Below are 14,876 nucleotides of genomic sequence, written 5' to 3'. Positions count from 1 at the left end.
CGTCGCCACTTTCCGCCGCCGCGCCGACCCGCGCGGGCCGGCGGGCCGGGACCGCGCGATGCGGCGCGGATCGCGGACGCCGGCCTCCGCCCCTCCCTCCTGACCGGGACGCTTGCCGCGACATGACCGACGATTTGGGCAATGACGATTTGGGTGGCGACGCCTCGGGTGGTAACGCCTCGGGGGCCAAACCCCGGTCCGGTGGCGAGCCGTCCCGCGAGGCCGCGGGCGGGCCGGCTGCCGATCCGACCCAGACGACCCCCTTCTACATCCCGGCGACCGAATCCGCCGCCCGGCCGCGCCACACGCTGAAACACGCCGATACCTTCGCGGTGATCGACGGGTTCGGCGACATCGGCGCTTCGGCGGGTGGGCCCGACGGCCTGTTCGATCACGACACCCGCTACCTGTCGCGTTTCGAGATGCTGCTGGCCGGGACCCAGCCGCTGCTGCTCGGCTCGGGCGTGCGCGACGACAACCTGACCTTCACGGTCGACCTCACCAACCCGGACATCTACCGCGACGGCCACATCGTGATGGCCAAGGACACCGTGCATGTGGTGCGCACCACCTATCTGTGGGGCGGCTCCGCCCACCAGCGCATCCACGTGTCGAACCACGGCGCCGATCCGCTCGACTTCACGCTGAGCTTCGTCTTCGGCTGCGACTTCTCGGACCTGTTCGAGGCGCGCGGCATGCGCCGCGAGAAGCGCGGCACGATGACGGAAGCGGTGGCGGGCGACTCGGTCGCCTACACCTACACGGGCCTCGACGCGATGGAGCGCCGGGCCGTGCTGCGGTTCGAGCCGGCGCCGGACCGGCTGGTCCACGGCGCCGCCACCTTCGACGTGTCGCTCGCGGCCGGGGCGTCCCGCACCATCACCTTCGCGGCCGAATGTTCGGGCGTCGCCCAGGCCCGGCAGGTCGGGTTCCGGCAGGGGCTGATGGCGGCGAACCGCCAGGAGAAGGTCCTCACCCGCGGCGTCGTCACGGTGCAGTCCTCCAACGAGATCTTCAACGAGGTGATGTGCCGCTCGACGGCCGACGCCTACATGCTGGTCACCGACACCCCGCAGGGCCTCTACCCCTATGCGGGCATCCCCTGGTACTCGACGACCTTCGGGCGCGACGGCATCATCACGGCCATCCAGATGCTGTGGATGGACCCGAAGGTCGCCAAGGGCGTCCTGGCCCGCCTGGCGCATTTCCAGGCCAAGGGCTTCGATCCGGCGGCCGATGCCGAGCCCGGCAAGATCCTGCACGAGATGCGGGGCGGCGAGATGGCGTCGCTGAACGAGATCCCCTTCGGCCTCTATTACGGCTCGATCGACTCGACGCCGCTCTTCATCGTGCTGGCCGGGCTCTACCTCGAGCGCACCGGCGACCTCGCCACGATCCGCGACCTGTGGCCGGCCATCGAGCTGGGCTTCGCCTGGATGGACGGGCCCGGCGACCGGGACGGCGACGGCTTCCTCGAATATGCCAGGGCCGACGAGAAGGGCCTGCAGAACCAGGGCTGGAAGGACAGCCACGACGCGGTGTTCCACAGCGACGGCCGCCTCGCCGAGGGGCCGATCGCGCTGGTCGAGGTGCAGGGCTACGCTTACGCGGCGCGCCACCACGGGGCCGGCATGGCGGCGGCGCTCGGCGACGGCGCCGGTGCCGCCGCGCTGAAGGCCCAGGCCGAAGCCATGCGGGACAAGTTCGACGCCGCCTTCTGGTGCGACGAGATCGACATGTACGCCATCGCGCTCGACGGCGAGAAGCGCCCATGCCGCGTCCGCACCTCCAACGCCGCCCATGTGCTGTGGACCGGCATCGCCCGGCCCGAGCGCGCCGCCCGGATCGCCGCCGAGGTCGTCAAGCCGAAGTTCCTGTCGGGATGGGGCGTGCGCACGGTGGCGGTGGGGGAGCCGCGCTACAACCCGATGAGCTACCACAACGGCTCGATCTGGCCGCACGACAATTCCCTGATCGTCTGGGGGCTGGCGCGCTACGGGCTGATGGCGGAGGCCGAGCGCATCTTCGAGGCGCTCTTCGCCGCCTCGAACTACTTCGATTCGCGCCGCCTGCCCGAACTCTTCTGCGGCTTCCGCCGCCGGGCGGGCGCGGCCCCGACCCTCTACCCCGTCGCCTGCGCGCCGCAGGCCTGGGCGGCGGCGACGCCCTTCCTACTGCTCCAGGCCTGCCTCGGGCTGGAGTTCGACCCCGCCACCCGGGCCATCCGCTTCCGCAACCCGCGCCTGCCGCCCTTCGCCGACGAGATCACCCTGCGCGACCTCGGCTTCGAGGACGCCAAGGTGGACGTCACGCTCCGCCAGGTGGGCGACCATGCCGCGTTGCGGGTGCTGCGCAACACCGGCGCCGTCCAGGTGTCGATGCTGCTGGATTGAATGTGACGGCGCGAGGTGGTGGGACAGGGGGCGGGGCCGGTCGCAACCTCGCCCTGCCGACCCGCCACGGGGCCGGCGCCGCTCCGTTCGGGAACTCCACGATGCCGGCCAAGCCCTTTTCCGGATCCCGCATCTCCATCGTCGTCCTGTCCTGCCCGCTCCTGGTGCTGCTCTGCGTGGGCTACGTCGACCGCGGGGCGGCGAGCCTCAGCCACGCCGACGTCGCAGGCCGCACCGCGGTCTTCGACGCCCTCACCCATATCGTCGACCCCATCCCGCCGCTGGCCGCCCTGGGCGTGGCGGTCGCGGGCCTCGCCGCCCTCTTGGGGTGGCGCCCGGGCGCCCTGGGCCGCACGCTCCTCGCCTGCTGCCTCGCCACGCTCGTCGCCATCGTGCTCAAAGACCAGCTGAAATACGCCTTCGGCCGCCTCTGGCCCGAAACCTGGGTCGAGCATAACCCGTCCTGGATCCGGGACGGCGCCTACGGCTTCTTCCCGTTCCACGGCGGCCGGGGCTGGGCCTCCTTCCCGTCCGGCCACACCACCCTGGTGACGGCGCCGGCCACCGTGCTGTGGATGCGCTGGCCGCGCTGGCGCGCCCTGGTCGCCCTGCCGGTGGCCCTGGTGCTTGTGGGGCTGTACGGCGCCGACTACCATTTCGTCGGCGACATGGTGGCGGGCCTCTACCTCGGCGGCGCCTGCGGGCTCGGCGCGCTGGCGCTGGTGGCCCCGGCCTTCCACGCGCAGGTCCCTGGCCCGGTCGTTGCAGAGCCCCCGTCCCGATCCGGAGCCCGAGAGGCCGCTTGCCCCGCACCCTGACCCGCATGCCCCCGATGCCGAGGATCCGCCGCGGCACGCTGCGGGCCCCCGGCGCCGACCTGCGCAAGCTCCCGGTGGGGCTCGACCTCACCGGCATCAGCATCGCCGAGGGCCTGCGGGCCGCCGTCGCGTCCGGCGCCGTGCTGGTGGCGAACATCTGGGTGCAGTCGCCCGCGCTGCTCTTCGTCGCCTTCGCCGCCAACCTCACCTGTTTCTGCGACGTCGGCGGCGCGCTGCGCGACCGGGTGCCGGCGCTCCTCACCTTCACGCTGCTGGCCGCGGTGCTGTGGAGCGGGCTCGGCCTGCTGCACGGGTTCGGCCTGCCGCTGCTGCTGCCGCTGTCCGGCCTCGTGGTGTTCTGCAATTCCATGGCCCGCGTCTGGGGCGCCCGCGCCATGGCGGTCGGCAACGTCCTCACCGTGGTGCTGGCCCTGGCCGTCGACCGGGCCATCCCGCCCGCCGAGGCCGGGGTCCTGTTCGTCGCCTTCCTCGTCGGCGGCGCCTGGGCCGTGCTGATGACGGTGGGCATCTGGCGCATCCATCCCGAACGGGCGGGAAGCCGCTTGGTGGCGCAGAACTGGCGCCTGCTGGCGGCCTTCGCCCGCGACCTCGGCGACCTGCTCGCGCCCGCCGACCCCGCCGGGCCGGGGGCGGGGAAAGGGAGATCCCTCGGCCGGGCCGAGTTCGAGGCCCATGCCCGGGCGCACCGCCGCGCCCTGCGCGATGCCCTGGAGGAGACCCGGGGCGTGCTCCTGACCGTGGCCCGGCCCCAGGGCCTGGCCGGGTCGGTGGTGGCCCGCAACCTCCTCGCCGTCGAGGATCAGGACCGGATCTTCGGCGCCCTGATCGCCCTGTCCGACACGCTGGAACATGCCGAGGACCCGGCCACCACCGGGGCCGCCCGCCGGCTGCTGCGCCGCCTGCGCCCGCTGCTCGACCTCGCGGCGCGGCCCGAGGGCCGTCGGGAGCGGGGCATCGAGCCGGCGCTGGGGCGCCTCGTCGCCGCCGCCGCCGGCCACCCCGCCCTCGGCGACCTCGCCGCCGTGCTGGCCGACCGGCTGCGCATCGCCGACCGCCTGCGGGCCGAGGATGCCGGCCTCGCCCTGCCGGACCCGGCACCGCCCCGGGGCGCCGGCCTCGACGCCTGGACGGCGCCGCTGCGGGCCAACCTCACCTGGTCCTCCGCCATCCTGCGCCACGCCGTGCGGGCGGCGGTGCTGACCGTGGCGGCTGTCGCGGTCTCGCTCACCTGGTGGAGCGTCTACGCGCATTGGCTCACCATCACGGTCGCCCTCACCATGCAGCCCTATTTCGCCGCCACGTGGCAGCGGGCGCTGGAGCGCATCGGCGGCACGCTGCTGGGCGCGCTGCTCGGCGGCCTCCTGGCCTTCTTTCCCCAGACGCCGCTCGTCGATTCGCTGCTGATGGTGCCGCTGTCGGTGATCGGCTTCTCGGTGCGCCAGGTCAGCTACGGTGCCTATATCGCCTGCCTGACGCCGCTCGTCGTCATCCTGTTCGACGTCGCCGAGCCGGGCCACGCGGAATGGCTCATTGCCACGATGCGGACGCTCTACACGGTGGGGGGCGGGGTGGCGGCGGTGCTCGCCTGCACGCTGCTGTGGCCGAGCTGGGAGCCCGACCGCACCGCCCGGGGCCTCGCCGACGCATTGCGGGCCCATGCGGGCTACGCCGCCGCCGTCTTCGCGGCCCGGGCGGGGTCGGACGACCCCGCCGCGCTCGAAGCCGCCCGCCGCGCCGCCGGCGTCGCCAGCAACAACCTCGAAGCCTCGCTGTCGCGGGCCCTGCAGGAGCCCGGGCGGGCGCACCGCCAGACGCTCGAAGCCACCATGGCGGCCGATGCCGGGCTGCGCCGCCTCGGCGGGGCACTGCTCACGCTCCAGCACGACACGCGGGCCGGCGAAGGCCTGGCGGACGGGGGGTGGGAGGCGTGGAGCCGCTGGGTGCCCGAGGCGCTGGACCGGCTCGCCGATGCGGCCGGAAGCCGCCCCGCCGGGCCGCCGCCGGCCCCGCCTTCCGGCACGCTGGCCCGGGTCGGCCGCGTCGTCGAGGTGCTGGGCGACATCGTGTCCGAGCGTGGGCCGGCCTTGGCGGCGTCCGCAACCGCAACCGCGGGCCGCGGCGGCCGTTGAGCGTGGGACGGGATGAGGGAGAGGGCGATGCGCGTGATGAAGCCGGTGCTGGTCTCCATGCTGTGCGGCTTCGCCCTGGCCTCGACGGCCCTGGCCCAATCGACCGTGCCCCGGCCCGCCCCGGCCCATAGAGCGCCCGTCCAGGCCGTGCCGGCCGCGCCGACGCCCGACGACCAGGACCCGCCCCTGCAGAGCGACAGCGGGGGCGCCGGCTTTCTTCCGGGCGCCCAGTTCCAGCGCAAGCTCGAGGGTGGGCCCGGCCTGGTGTGCCGGGCCACCAACGCGCTGCGCGACCAGCAATGCACGGCGAGCTGTCGCGTCGGCGAGACGGCCGATTGCGTCGACGCCGACGGCAGCGGCACGCCGACCTGCGGCTGCACGAAGGGTTGACGGTCGTGGCACCGGAGCGGCGCCGGTTTACGCGGTGTCAACTCTATTGGCGCTAAGACTGCCGGGCCGGCGGTGCTTCACGCCGGTCATGGCCCCCTGACCCGGCCGCCGTTCCTGGCCACCGGTGAGGCGGTTCTGCAACAGTGTGGGTTTTCTTTGGCGGCGTCCCAGTTGAGCCGCATTGGACCTACATTCATGGCCTTACGGCCCCGACGAGCGGACGGCTTTGCTTCAGGTGACATGCGCGCGATGACGAAGGTGATGAGATACCGCGGTCCCGACCCCGTCGGCCAGGCTTCGCGCCCCCGCGTCGTCACCCTGCGACGTGCCGCCCTGCCGCTGGTCGTGCTGGTCGGCCTCGGCCTCGCAGGCTGCGAGACGGCCAATTCCGTCGGAACGGTGGGGCTCGGCGTCGCCGAGGTGACGCCGCGTTCGAAGGACACGTCGGTGAACCTGGCCTCGCTGTCGGACGTGGTGTCTCGCAACCCGCACGACCCCGAGGCCTTCAACACCCGCGGTGCCGCCTATGCCCGCCAGGGCGACTTCGACAAGGCGGTGGGGGACTTCACCAAGGCGGTGCAGATCGACCCCAACAATGCCGCCGCCTACACCAACCGCGCCCTCGCCTACCGGCAGACGGGCCGCAACGACCTCGCCCTCGCCGACTTCAACCACGCGCTCCAGGCCAACCCGAACCATGCGGCCGCCTATCTCGGCCGCGGCAACCTGCTGCGCGTGCAGGGCAACCTCGACGGCGCCATGTCGGACCTCGACCAGGCCATCAAGCTCAATTCCGAGGGGCAGCAGGGCGCCCAGGCCTTCCACGCCCGCGGCCTCATCCATCAGAAGCGCGGCGAGCAGGCCGCTGCCGTGACGGATTTCGACAATGCCATCGACCGCGACCCCTTCGCGGCGGCGCCCTACCAGGCCCGTGCCCAGAGCCTGACGGCGCAGGGCAAGTACGAGCAGGCCGTCGAGGACTACAACGCCGCCCTCAACGTCGACGCCAAGAACGCCGATGCCTGGGCGGGCCTGGGCGTCGACTACGAGAAGCTCGGCAACCGCGCCAAGGCGCAGGAATCCTACGCCCGGGCCAAGACCATCAACCCCGACAACCGCACCGCCAACGATGGCCTGTCCCGCATGGGCCGCGCCTGAGGTCAGGGCAGGGCTTCCTCGGAAGCCGGCCCGCGCTCACCGCACGGGCCGGCGATCCTCACGCCTGTTGGAGTTGGGTCTGGGCCTTGGGGTCGGCGCCGGCCAGGCCGTCGCCGTGGCTCCGTTCCGCCGGGCGGCTGCCGGGCCCATTGATGGCGGCCGGGGCCTCGATCTCCTGCACGTCGACCGAGACCGTCATGCCGACATAGTCGGCGGCATTGCCGAAATAGCTGCCCTGCAGGGGGATTGCCTGCCGCGGATCGCGCGCCACCGCGACCCGGATGAGGTCGCGGTTGCCCACGATGCCGTTGGTGGGGTCGAACTCCACCCAGCCGGCACCCGGCAGGTAGACCTGGCACCACGCATGGGTGTTGCCGCCGCCGAGATGTTCGGCGCCGTTCTCGCTCGGCACGTAGAGGTAGCCCGACACGAAGCGGGCCGCGAAGCCCAGCGCCCGCACGGCCTCCATCATCAGCACGGCGAAGTCCCGGCAGGTGCCCTTGCCGCTGCTCAGCGTCAGCAGCGGGTCCTGCGTGCCGCGCTCGAAGCGCTTCGAATAGGTGAAGCTCTCCTTGATGGCATAGGTGAGCGTCATCAGGAGTTCCCCCGTGTCGGTGCGCTGGCCGTAGCGCACGAAGCGGCGGACCCATCGGTCGAGCTGGTGCTCGGGGTCGAGGTACTGGCGCTCGATCAGCCGGGAGATGTCGGGCCGCTCCTCGGCCCCGTAGGTGAAGGGATAGGTCTTGGCGTAGTCCTCGATCATGAAATCGGGGGCGTTCGACGGCGTGTGGTCGAGCACGATGCGGGTATCGAAGGTGAGGATGGGCGCCTCGCTGCCGAAACTCGCCACCGCCACGCAGTTGCCGAAGACGTCGTGGAACCAGCGCACGCGCTTGGGCTCGGGCGTGATCCGCATCTCGGACGAGATCAGCCGCTGGTCGTAGCTGTCGCGCGGACGGAACATCAGCCGATGCTCGCCGAACCGTACCGGCGCCTTGTACTCGTACCTGGTGATGTGCCGAACCGAGAGAACCGTCATCCGATGTCCGTGCAAAGGCCTGCGGGGGACGGATCGCGGACGGATGTCCGGTCCATGATGCCCCTGCGGCACCCCGGCCGCCGCGCGGCCCCAGTGTGGGCGCGGGCAGCCGAAGGGTTTAGCCCCTAACGCAAATCAAGCGATCCGGGAAGATGCCGGAAGCGCGGGACCCGCCGCGGGAGCCGCCGCGGGACCTGCCGCGGCCGCCCCGTTCAGCCGCGCGACAGCACCGGCATGGGCTGCTCGCCGTCCATCCGGCTCGACGGGAACTGCCCCGAATAGCTGTGGCGGTGCACCGTCTGCTCGTCGACCTCGTCGGTGATGACGTCGAAGCGGCCGAGGATGGCGGGCCCGAAGGCCGTCGAGATGGCGACATCGGTCGCATCGCGGCCCCGCGCCATCACGATGCGGCCGATGCGCGGACGGTTGTGGCGGGCGTCGAACGTGTACCACTTGCCGCTGAGATAGACCTCGAACCAGGCGCTCCAGTCCATCGGGTCCGGCACCTTCGGCACGCCGATGTCGCCGAGGTAGCCCGTGCAATAGCGCGCCGGGATGTTCATGCAGCGGCACAGCGAGACGGCGAGGTGGGCGAAGTCCCGGCAGACGCCGACCTGTTCCTGGTGCCCCTCGCTGGCCGTGCGGGTGTTGCGGGCGAGCTGGTAGTCGAAGCGGAGCCGGTTGTGCACGTAGTCGACGATGGCCTGGACGCGGCCCCAGCCGCGCGGCGTGCCGCCGAAGAGCTGCCAGGCGATGTCGCCGAGCAGGTCCGTGTCGGCGTAGCGGCTGCCCATCAGGTAGATGAGCACGTCGTCCGGCAGGCGGTCGATCGGCACCTCCTGGGCGTCCCAGTCGACCACGTCGGGCAGGCCGCTGTCCTCGATGACGAAGTCGGCCGACAGCTTGATCTCCCCGGGCGGCACCATGATGCGCGTCAGGCGGTTGCCGAAATGGTCCAGCACCACCCGGCTCGGCAGGTAGGGGTCGGTGCGCATGACCTGGTCGGTCACGAGGTCCCGTTCGCGCGTCGGATGCACGCTCAGCAGGAACTGCATCGCCACGGCCTGCGGGCAATAATAGGAGAGGTCGTATCCACAGCGGATCTTCATGGCGGGTTCTCCCCGGTGGCCGGTGGGCAGGCTCGCCCCTGCCGCGCGAGGGGCGAGATCGAGCCGGCGATGCAAGATCCGGGCAAACGCGGCGGCCTCGGTAAAGTTCTACGGAGGGTGTCGTCCCGGCGGCGCGGCATCAACCGAGGGCCCGGCGCAGCGCCGCGGTCGCGACGGACAGGGCGGTGCCGAGGCGGTCCGCCTCCGCGCCCGTTTCCCGCCCGAGCGCCATGGTGAGCGCGCCGATGCGGAAGGCCGGATAGGCGACGCCGAAGAAGGCGAGCAGGCCGGGGTCGCAGGGCCGGCCGGCGCCGCGCGCGACGGCGTCGCGCAGCGCTTCCGTCTCCTCCGGCGACAGGCCGTATTCGACCGCGGCGCCGGCGACGTCCCAGGCGATGTCCTGGCAGCCGACGAGGTCGTGGCTACAGCAATGGTCGAGCGCATCCGTCTTCACGAGGCGGCCCGCATCGTCCCGCAGCCACTCGTGCGGGGCGAGCCGTCCGTCGACCGCCACCGGATGGGCCGCCGCCGCGAGGGCCGGCATCCGCCCGGCCCAGCGCGCGATGCCTTCGGCGGCAGCGTCGCCCAAAGCTTCGGCGGCATTGGCCCGGGCCATGGCCAGAAGCGCGTCGGGCGCGGCGCCGTCGTGGGGCGCGGCCGGGAAGGCGCGGGCCCGGAAGGCCAGGTAGGCGGCAGTGCGGCGGAGCAGGGCCGGGCGGTCGAGCGCCGCCCCGTCCAGCGGCCTAAGGTCGCCGCGCCAGGCTTCCGCCAGGAAGCCGTGCCGCCACGCCAGCGGCGCGAGGCCGAAGCCGGCGGCCGCGAGGGCCCGGGCGCGCGCGAACTTGGCGCGGCCGAAGCTGCCGAGCCCGGTGAACCGCAGCAGGACGCGGGCTTCGGCGCCTTCCAGCAGGTATTTGCGGCGCTCGTTCTGGCGGTCGGCCGCGGGCCACTCGGCCGTGTCGGCGTAGCGGTGGCGGCGCCACGCGCCCCCCGCCACGTCCTCGGGCGGCGCGCGCAGCGGGCCCGTGAGGTCGCCGACCCAGTCGGCGAGGCGCCGGCCGGGGCCGGCGTCCGGTCCCCACAGCGCTTCGCCCGTCGCCACCGCCCGGCGGGTCCGCGACCAGAGCCGGCGCTGGGCCTCGCCCGCCATGGCGCCGGGTTCCCCCGCGTGGCTCGGCACCAGCACGATGCGCCCGGGGGGCACGCCCGCGCGGCCGAGGGCTTCGGCGGCGGCCCCGAAGGAACTGCCCGACAGGCCCGGCCCCTCGTCGACCACGGCCCACACGGCGTCCGCCCCCTCCCGCAGGACGGCGGCCGCCGCCGCCCCGGGCACGACGACGCGGGCGAACGGATGGCCTTCCGGCCGGACCGTGACGGGCGGCGGGGCCCCGAGCGCCGCCGCCGCGCAGGCCGCCAGGGTGGCGCCGATCGAGCGGATGCCGAGCACGCGGGTGGGGACCGGCGCCTCGATCCGCGCCGCCGCCTGCCAGAAGCCCTCGGGATAGACGGCGTAATGCGCGAAGCCCTCGGTGCGCCGGATCTCGACCGTGGCCGGCAGCGCCGGGGCGAGGCGCTCCAGCGCGGACAGGGCCGCGGCCACCGGGGCAGGGGTTTCGGCCGGCAGGCGGGCCAGGCCGGACTCCCACGACCGGCCCATGACGGCCGCGAGCGCTTCGGCGAGGGCCAGGGCGGCGGCCTCGCCCGCCTCGGCCCCGGCATCGGCGAGGCCCTGGGCCAACCCGCCGGCCGCCACCAGGGCCGACACCCAGGCGCCATGGCGGGCGATGGCCGGCGCCGGCGCGAGGGCTTCGGCGATCCAGGCGCCGACCTCCGCCAGCGCCGCCGCCACCGCGACGGGTGCGCCCGCCTTGCCGTAGACGATCACGGCGCCGCGGCCCCGAGGTGGCGGTAGGCGATGGCGGCGAAGCTGTCGAAGTCCGGCACGTCCCAGGCGACGCCGCCGCGCCGGCGCCGTGCGTCGAGCCAGTCCCGCCAGCAGCCGTACTGGGCGGGGCTGGGCGACACGCGGTCGCGCCGGTCCTTGGCGAGTTCCAAGGCCTCCAGGGGGGCGAGCCCGCCGTCGACCAGCGCCGCCAGGGCCAGCGTGGCCGAGCGGCCGATGCCGTGCTCGCAATGGACCAGGACGCGCCGCCCCGATGCCCGCTGCGCCGCCACGAAGTCCACGCCGGCTTCCAGCATGGCGGGCGTGATGGCGGCATGGTCGTCGGTCGGCAGATGCAGGAAGGCGATGCCCTGGGCGGCCAGGATGGCGCGCTCGTCGACGGCCTCGCTGCGGAGGTCGACGACGGCGCCGACCCCCTCGGCGGCGGCGAGGCGGGCGGCCTCGTCGTCCGACAGGCGGCCGCCGATCGCGAGGGAGGGGGTGATCCAGGTGAGGTTCAATTCGGGCTTCCGGGCAGCGGGGCAGGGCCCCGGACGTGGCGCGGGCCGCCATGCGCGGCAAGGCATCACGGGGGCCGGGGGGCTGGGGGCGTGGCGGGAACTGGCCCGGGTCCCGACCGTTACGGTGAGCGAGACGCCGCCCGCCTCCGGGGGCGCATCCGGAGCACCCCCACCATGACGCACCATCCCGCCGGCGAGCTGTCCCTCACCGAACGCGCCATCTCCACCGGCATCGGCGTGTTCCTGGCCGCCGCCGCCGCCAAGCCGCGCCCCAACATGGTGCTGAGCCTGCTCGCCCTCGCGGGCGGCGCCGCCTTGGCTTATCGCGGCGCCACCGGCTATTGCCCGATGAAGGCGGCCCTCGCCGGCCAGCGGAACTGAGGCGCAGCGGCGCGGCGGCACCCGGCCGCCGCGCCGCCGTGACCCCGCATCACAGGGTCGTCGAGCGCCGGGCGAAGAAGCCGTAGATGAACAGCACGACGATGGCGCCGACGATCGCCCCGATGAAGCCGGCGCCTTGGTTGGGGCCGTACCAGCCGATCGCCTGGCCGAGATAGGTGGCCACGAAGGCGCCGACGATGCCGAGGATCGTGGTCAGGATGAAGCCGCCGGGCTCGTTGGGGCCGGGCATCAGGAACTTGGCGATGACGCCGGCCAGGAAGCCGATGATGATCGTGTAGATGATGGACATGGGGCACTCCGCGCGAGGCGCGGACCTGCTCGCATGAGCCCCCGTCGCCGTCGCTGCGACAACGCCGCTCGGAAGGGTTCGGTTTGCGCCCACTGCGGTCACGCTCACGCTTTTTTGCGGGGGCGCGCGCCCGTGCGGGTGGAAGGGCGAGGGCCGGTCGTCGCCTCATGCGCCACGCGGATCGCGGCACCCCCGGCGGTCGTGCCGTCCGGGCGGCCGAGCAGCGGCGCATAGACCAGCGTCACGCAGGCGAGCGCCAGGATCAGGACAAGGCTCAGCCCGCGCCCGAGGCAGGCCCGCTGCGTGGCGCCGAGCGACGCCAGGGCATCGCCGGGGCCGAAGCCAGCGGTCGTCGGTGATGCGGCGGCGGGGGTGTGCATGGCGGCCTCTTGGATCATACGACCGCCCTAAGTGGGAATATTTCCCACGTCAAGCCGTGTGGGATTTATTCCCACACAATGAGGCTGCTGCATTGAACGTCGCCGAGGCTCGCCCTAAGATGGCGCCGTGCCCCAGATGCCCAAAGACGTCCCCCTCGACACCAGCAGGCTGCAGGCGGCGTTGCTGCGGGTGCTGCGGCCCCTGGTCCGGCTCCTCGTGCGGCGCGGCATCACCTTTCCGGCGCTGTGCGACATGTTGCGGGAGCTCTACGTCAATGTGGCCGAGCACGACTTCTCCCTGCCCGGCAAGGAACAGACGGACAGCCGCGTCAGCCTGCTGACCGGCATCCACCGCAAGGAGGTCCGCCGACTGCGCGGGGCCGGGGCCCCGGTGAACGCCGTCCCGGCTGCCCTGTCGCGCACGAGCCGCATCCTGGCGCGCTGGCTCGCCGACCGGGACACGACGGACGAGGCCGGCCTGCCGCTGCCGCTGCCCCGCGTGGCACCGGCCGGACGGCCCTCCTTCGAGGCGCTGGTCGCCTCCGTCACGCGGGACGTGCGCCCGCGCGCCGTGCTCGACGAATGGATCGACAGGCGGCTCGCCGTGCTGGACGCCGACGATGTCGTCACGCTGCTCGACCGTGCCTTCGTGCCCCAGGGCGGCGACGAACAGCAGCTCTACTATTTCGGCCGCAACCTGCACGACCACGTGGCATCGGCCGTGGCCAACATCTCGGCGGAGACGCCGCGCTTCCTCGAGCGGGCCGTCCACTACGACGGCCTGTCGGAGGCCGTCGCCGCGGACCTCGAACGGCGCTCGCGCGCCCTCGCCATGGACGCGCTGACGGCTGCCAACCGGCAGGCCCACCGCGCCTGCGAATCGGATGCCGGCGGCCGGTGGCGCTGGAACTTCGGCGTCTACGTCTTCGCCGAGGAATTGCCGCCGCCCGGCGAGGCCGAGGGCACCGCCGCGCCCCGCCCCCCGGAGGACGGCGCTTGACCGGGTCGCGGCCCCACGGCCCGTCGCGGCGCGCCTTCGCGGCGCTGCTGCTCAACGGCGCCGCCTTCCGGATCGGCGACGCCCTGGCACAGGCTCGGCCGGCACAGGGCTCGCCGGCACCGGGGTCCGGCACGCCCGACCGCGGGCTCGGCGGCACCGGCGCGGTGCCGATCGACCCATCGGAAACGCTGGGCCAGGACCGTGGCATCGGCGGCACCGGCGTCATCGGGACCATCCGGCGGTTCGGCAGCATCGTGGTCAACGACCTGCGCGTCACCTTCCCGCCGCGGGTGCGGGTGTCGATCGACGGCCGGCCGGCGACGCTGCAGGACCTGCGGATCGGCCACGTCGTCCGCGTGCTGGCGCGGCAGCGCGGCGGCGTGCTGGCGACGCGCGCCATCGTCGTTCACAGCGAGGTGGTGGGGCCCGTCGAGGCCGGCGCGGCCGGAAGCCTCACGGTTCTGGGGCAGCGCATCCTGGTCGGCGAGGGCGTGGCCCTGCCGCCGCACCGGCCCGGCGACATCCTCGCCGTCGGCGGGTTGCGCCGTCCCGACGGCGTCGTCGTGGCGAGCCTCGTCGAGCGGCGGCCGCGCGGCGCTGCGCGGCTGCGCGGCCCCGTCGCGGCCGGGCCCGCGGGCGGCCTCGCGATCGGCGGCACCCGCATCCTGGGGGTGGCGCCGGCGCTGCTCGGGCGGGAGGTGACGCTGGTGGGGCGGTTCGCCGGGGGCGCCTTCCGGGCCGCCTCGGTGACGGTGGAGCCCCGCGTGCCCTTCGCGGCGGCCGACAGGCTCTCGCTCGAAGCCTATGTGGCCCGCGCGCCCGAAGGGCTGCAACTCGGCTCCGGGCTCGCCGTCGCCGCCTCCGGGACCGCGTTGGACGCGCTGGATCCCGACGGCGCGGTTCGGGCCGTCGTGGTGGCGCGACCCGGGCCGGCCGGGAGGCTCGACGCGGAATCCCTGCGCGTCGAGCGCGACACGCGCGGGTCGGGGCGCGGCGACGGCGGTCCAGGCCGCCCGGGGGGCCCTCCCGGACGCGAGGGTGACGGGCGACCCGGGGGCATCGGCGGACCGGAGCGACCGGGTGCGCCGGAGGGGCCCCGCGGGGCCGTCGACGGCGGCCGCGGTGGCCCGCCGGGCGGCCCCGGGCGCGGCGGCGGGCCGGGCGGCCCTGGTGGCCCTGGTGGGCCGGGCGGCCCTGGTGGCGGTGGCGGGTCGGGCGGCCCTGGTGGCGGTGGCGGGTCGGGCGGCCCTGGTGGCGGTGGCGGGTCGGGCGGCGGACCCGGGCGCTGAACACCGCCCCCGCCGTCGCCCCTCGGCGGTCGCCGAGATGGCGTCCCGGGCGGCGG

General features: G+C 74.0%; 14 protein-coding genes. 8 read left to right on the top strand and 6 right to left on the bottom strand.

Annotated features, from left to right (window positions below; genetic code table 11):
* The first annotated feature begins 122 nt into the window (after positions 1-122).
* The 5 genes from D3272_RS18310 to D3272_RS18290 all read left to right on the top strand — a co-directional run bounded on the left by D3272_RS18310 (position 123) and on the right by D3272_RS18290 (position 6,909).
* On the top strand, positions 123-2,393 hold the full coding sequence (locus tag D3272_RS18310; RefSeq protein WP_129220661.1) for an amylo-alpha-1,6-glucosidase: 2,271 nt from the start codon (positions 123-125) through the stop codon (positions 2,391-2,393).
* 101 nt (positions 2,394-2,494) lie between these two features.
* Positions 2,495-3,211 carry a phosphatase PAP2 family protein gene (locus tag D3272_RS18305; protein WP_129220660.1) on the top strand — a complete coding sequence of 239 codons (717 nt, stop codon included), beginning with the start codon at positions 2,495-2,497 and terminating at the stop codon, positions 3,209-3,211.
* Positions 3,196-5,361 carry an FUSC family protein gene (locus D3272_RS18300; protein ID WP_129220659.1) on the top strand — a complete coding sequence of 722 codons (2,166 nt, stop codon included), beginning with the start codon at positions 3,196-3,198 and terminating at the stop codon, positions 5,359-5,361. Before D3272_RS18305 ends, D3272_RS18300 begins: the two co-directional genes overlap by 16 nt.
* 27 nt (positions 5,362-5,388) lie before the next feature.
* Positions 5,389-5,751 carry a hypothetical protein gene (locus D3272_RS18295; protein WP_129220658.1) on the top strand — a complete coding sequence of 121 codons (363 nt, stop codon included), beginning with the start codon at positions 5,389-5,391 and terminating at the stop codon, positions 5,749-5,751.
* A gap of 261 nt (positions 5,752-6,012) precedes the next feature.
* Positions 6,013-6,909: a tetratricopeptide repeat protein gene (locus D3272_RS18290; RefSeq protein ID WP_129220657.1), complete on the top strand. Its 897-nt coding sequence runs from the start codon at positions 6,013-6,015 to the stop codon at positions 6,907-6,909.
* A 58-nt stretch (positions 6,910-6,967) separates the two neighbouring features.
* Here the strand turns inward: D3272_RS18290 and D3272_RS18285 are convergent, their stop codons facing one another.
* The 4 genes from D3272_RS18285 to D3272_RS18270 form a co-directional block, all read right to left on the bottom strand.
* Entirely contained in the window at positions 6,968-7,948 is a 981-nt protein-coding gene (locus tag D3272_RS18285; protein WP_129220656.1) for a transglutaminase family protein, read from the bottom strand.
* Positions 7,949-8,160: 212 nt separating this feature from the next.
* Positions 8,161-9,057, bottom strand: coding sequence for a transglutaminase-like domain-containing protein (locus D3272_RS18280; protein WP_129220655.1), 897 nt, complete (start codon positions 9,055-9,057; stop codon positions 8,161-8,163).
* A 139-nt stretch (positions 9,058-9,196) separates the two neighbouring features.
* Positions 9,197-10,942, bottom strand: coding sequence for a serine/threonine-protein kinase (locus D3272_RS18275; RefSeq protein WP_129220654.1), 1,746 nt, complete (start codon positions 10,940-10,942; stop codon positions 9,197-9,199).
* Positions 10,939-11,460 carry a protein-tyrosine phosphatase family protein gene (locus D3272_RS18270; protein WP_207210255.1) on the bottom strand — a complete coding sequence of 174 codons (522 nt, stop codon included), beginning with the start codon at positions 11,458-11,460 and terminating at the stop codon, positions 10,939-10,941. The genes D3272_RS18275 and D3272_RS18270 overlap by 4 nt, the downstream gene beginning before the upstream one ends.
* 174 nt (positions 11,461-11,634) lie before the next feature.
* Here D3272_RS18270 and D3272_RS18265 point away from each other — a divergent pair, with 174 nt between their 5' ends.
* The gene (locus D3272_RS18265; RefSeq protein ID WP_129220652.1) at positions 11,635-11,841 is read left to right on the top strand and encodes a YgaP-like transmembrane domain; all 207 of its coding nucleotides are present in this window, start codon (positions 11,635-11,637) and stop codon (positions 11,839-11,841) included.
* Positions 11,842-11,890: 49 nt separating this feature from the next.
* On the opposite strand, the gene D3272_RS18260 is transcribed toward D3272_RS18265, so the two are convergent.
* Together D3272_RS18260 and D3272_RS18255 are read right to left on the bottom strand one after the other, a co-directional pair.
* Complete coding sequence (locus tag D3272_RS18260) at positions 11,891-12,151, bottom strand: GlsB/YeaQ/YmgE family stress response membrane protein (protein ID WP_129220651.1); 261 nt, start codon at positions 12,149-12,151, stop codon at positions 11,891-11,893.
* Positions 12,152-12,255: 104 nt separating this feature from the next.
* A complete protein-coding gene (locus D3272_RS18255) occupies positions 12,256-12,531 on the bottom strand; it encodes a hypothetical protein (protein ID WP_129220650.1) in 276 nt (91 codons plus the stop codon).
* 136 nt (positions 12,532-12,667) lie between these two features.
* Here D3272_RS18255 and D3272_RS18250 point away from each other — a divergent pair, with 136 nt between their 5' ends.
* Both D3272_RS18250 and D3272_RS27420 read left to right on the top strand, forming a co-directional pair.
* Positions 12,668-13,531, top strand: a complete 864-nt coding sequence (locus tag D3272_RS18250; protein WP_129220649.1) for a DUF6502 family protein — start codon at positions 12,668-12,670, stop codon at positions 13,529-13,531.
* The gene (locus D3272_RS27420; RefSeq protein ID WP_165361410.1) at positions 13,528-14,820 is read left to right on the top strand and encodes a DUF5666 domain-containing protein; all 1,293 of its coding nucleotides are present in this window, start codon (positions 13,528-13,530) and stop codon (positions 14,818-14,820) included. Before D3272_RS18250 ends, D3272_RS27420 begins: the two co-directional genes overlap by 4 nt.
* Positions 14,821-14,876 lie beyond the last annotated feature (56 nt).

Origin of the sequence: Lichenibacterium ramalinae (assembly GCF_004137085.1) — a bacterium.
In the GTDB taxonomy this organism is placed as follows: domain Bacteria; phylum Pseudomonadota; class Alphaproteobacteria; order Rhizobiales; family Beijerinckiaceae; genus Lichenihabitans; species Lichenihabitans ramalinae.
The sequence above is the reverse complement of the archived record's forward strand: the minus strand, read 5'-3'. Positions and strand labels throughout refer to the sequence as shown.

Excerpts from the sequence above, each read along its gene's own strand:
- D3272_RS18310 (WP_129220661.1), top strand. The coding sequence starts at position 123 with ATGACCGACGATTTGGGCAATGACGATTTGGGTGGCGACGCCTCGGGT.
- D3272_RS18305 (WP_129220660.1), top strand. The coding sequence starts at position 2,495 with ATGCCGGCCAAGCCCTTTTCCGGATCCCGCATCTCCATCGTCGTCCTG.
- D3272_RS18295 (WP_129220658.1), top strand. The coding sequence starts at position 5,389 with ATGCGCGTGATGAAGCCGGTGCTGGTCTCCATGCTGTGCGGCTTCGCC.
- D3272_RS18290 (WP_129220657.1), top strand. The coding sequence starts at position 6,013 with ATGAGATACCGCGGTCCCGACCCCGTCGGCCAGGCTTCGCGCCCCCGC.
- D3272_RS18285 (WP_129220656.1), bottom strand. The coding sequence starts at position 7,948 with ATGACGGTTCTCTCGGTTCGGCACATCACCAGGTACGAGTACAAGGCG.
- D3272_RS18280 (WP_129220655.1), bottom strand. The coding sequence starts at position 9,057 with ATGAAGATCCGCTGTGGATACGACCTCTCCTATTATTGCCCGCAGGCC.
- D3272_RS18265 (WP_129220652.1), top strand. The coding sequence starts at position 11,635 with ATGACGCACCATCCCGCCGGCGAGCTGTCCCTCACCGAACGCGCCATC.
- D3272_RS18260 (WP_129220651.1), bottom strand. The coding sequence starts at position 12,151 with ATGTCCATCATCTACACGATCATCATCGGCTTCCTGGCCGGCGTCATC.
- D3272_RS18255 (WP_129220650.1), bottom strand. The coding sequence starts at position 12,531 with ATGCACACCCCCGCCGCCGCATCACCGACGACCGCTGGCTTCGGCCCC.
- D3272_RS18250 (WP_129220649.1), top strand. The coding sequence starts at position 12,668 with ATGCCCAAAGACGTCCCCCTCGACACCAGCAGGCTGCAGGCGGCGTTG.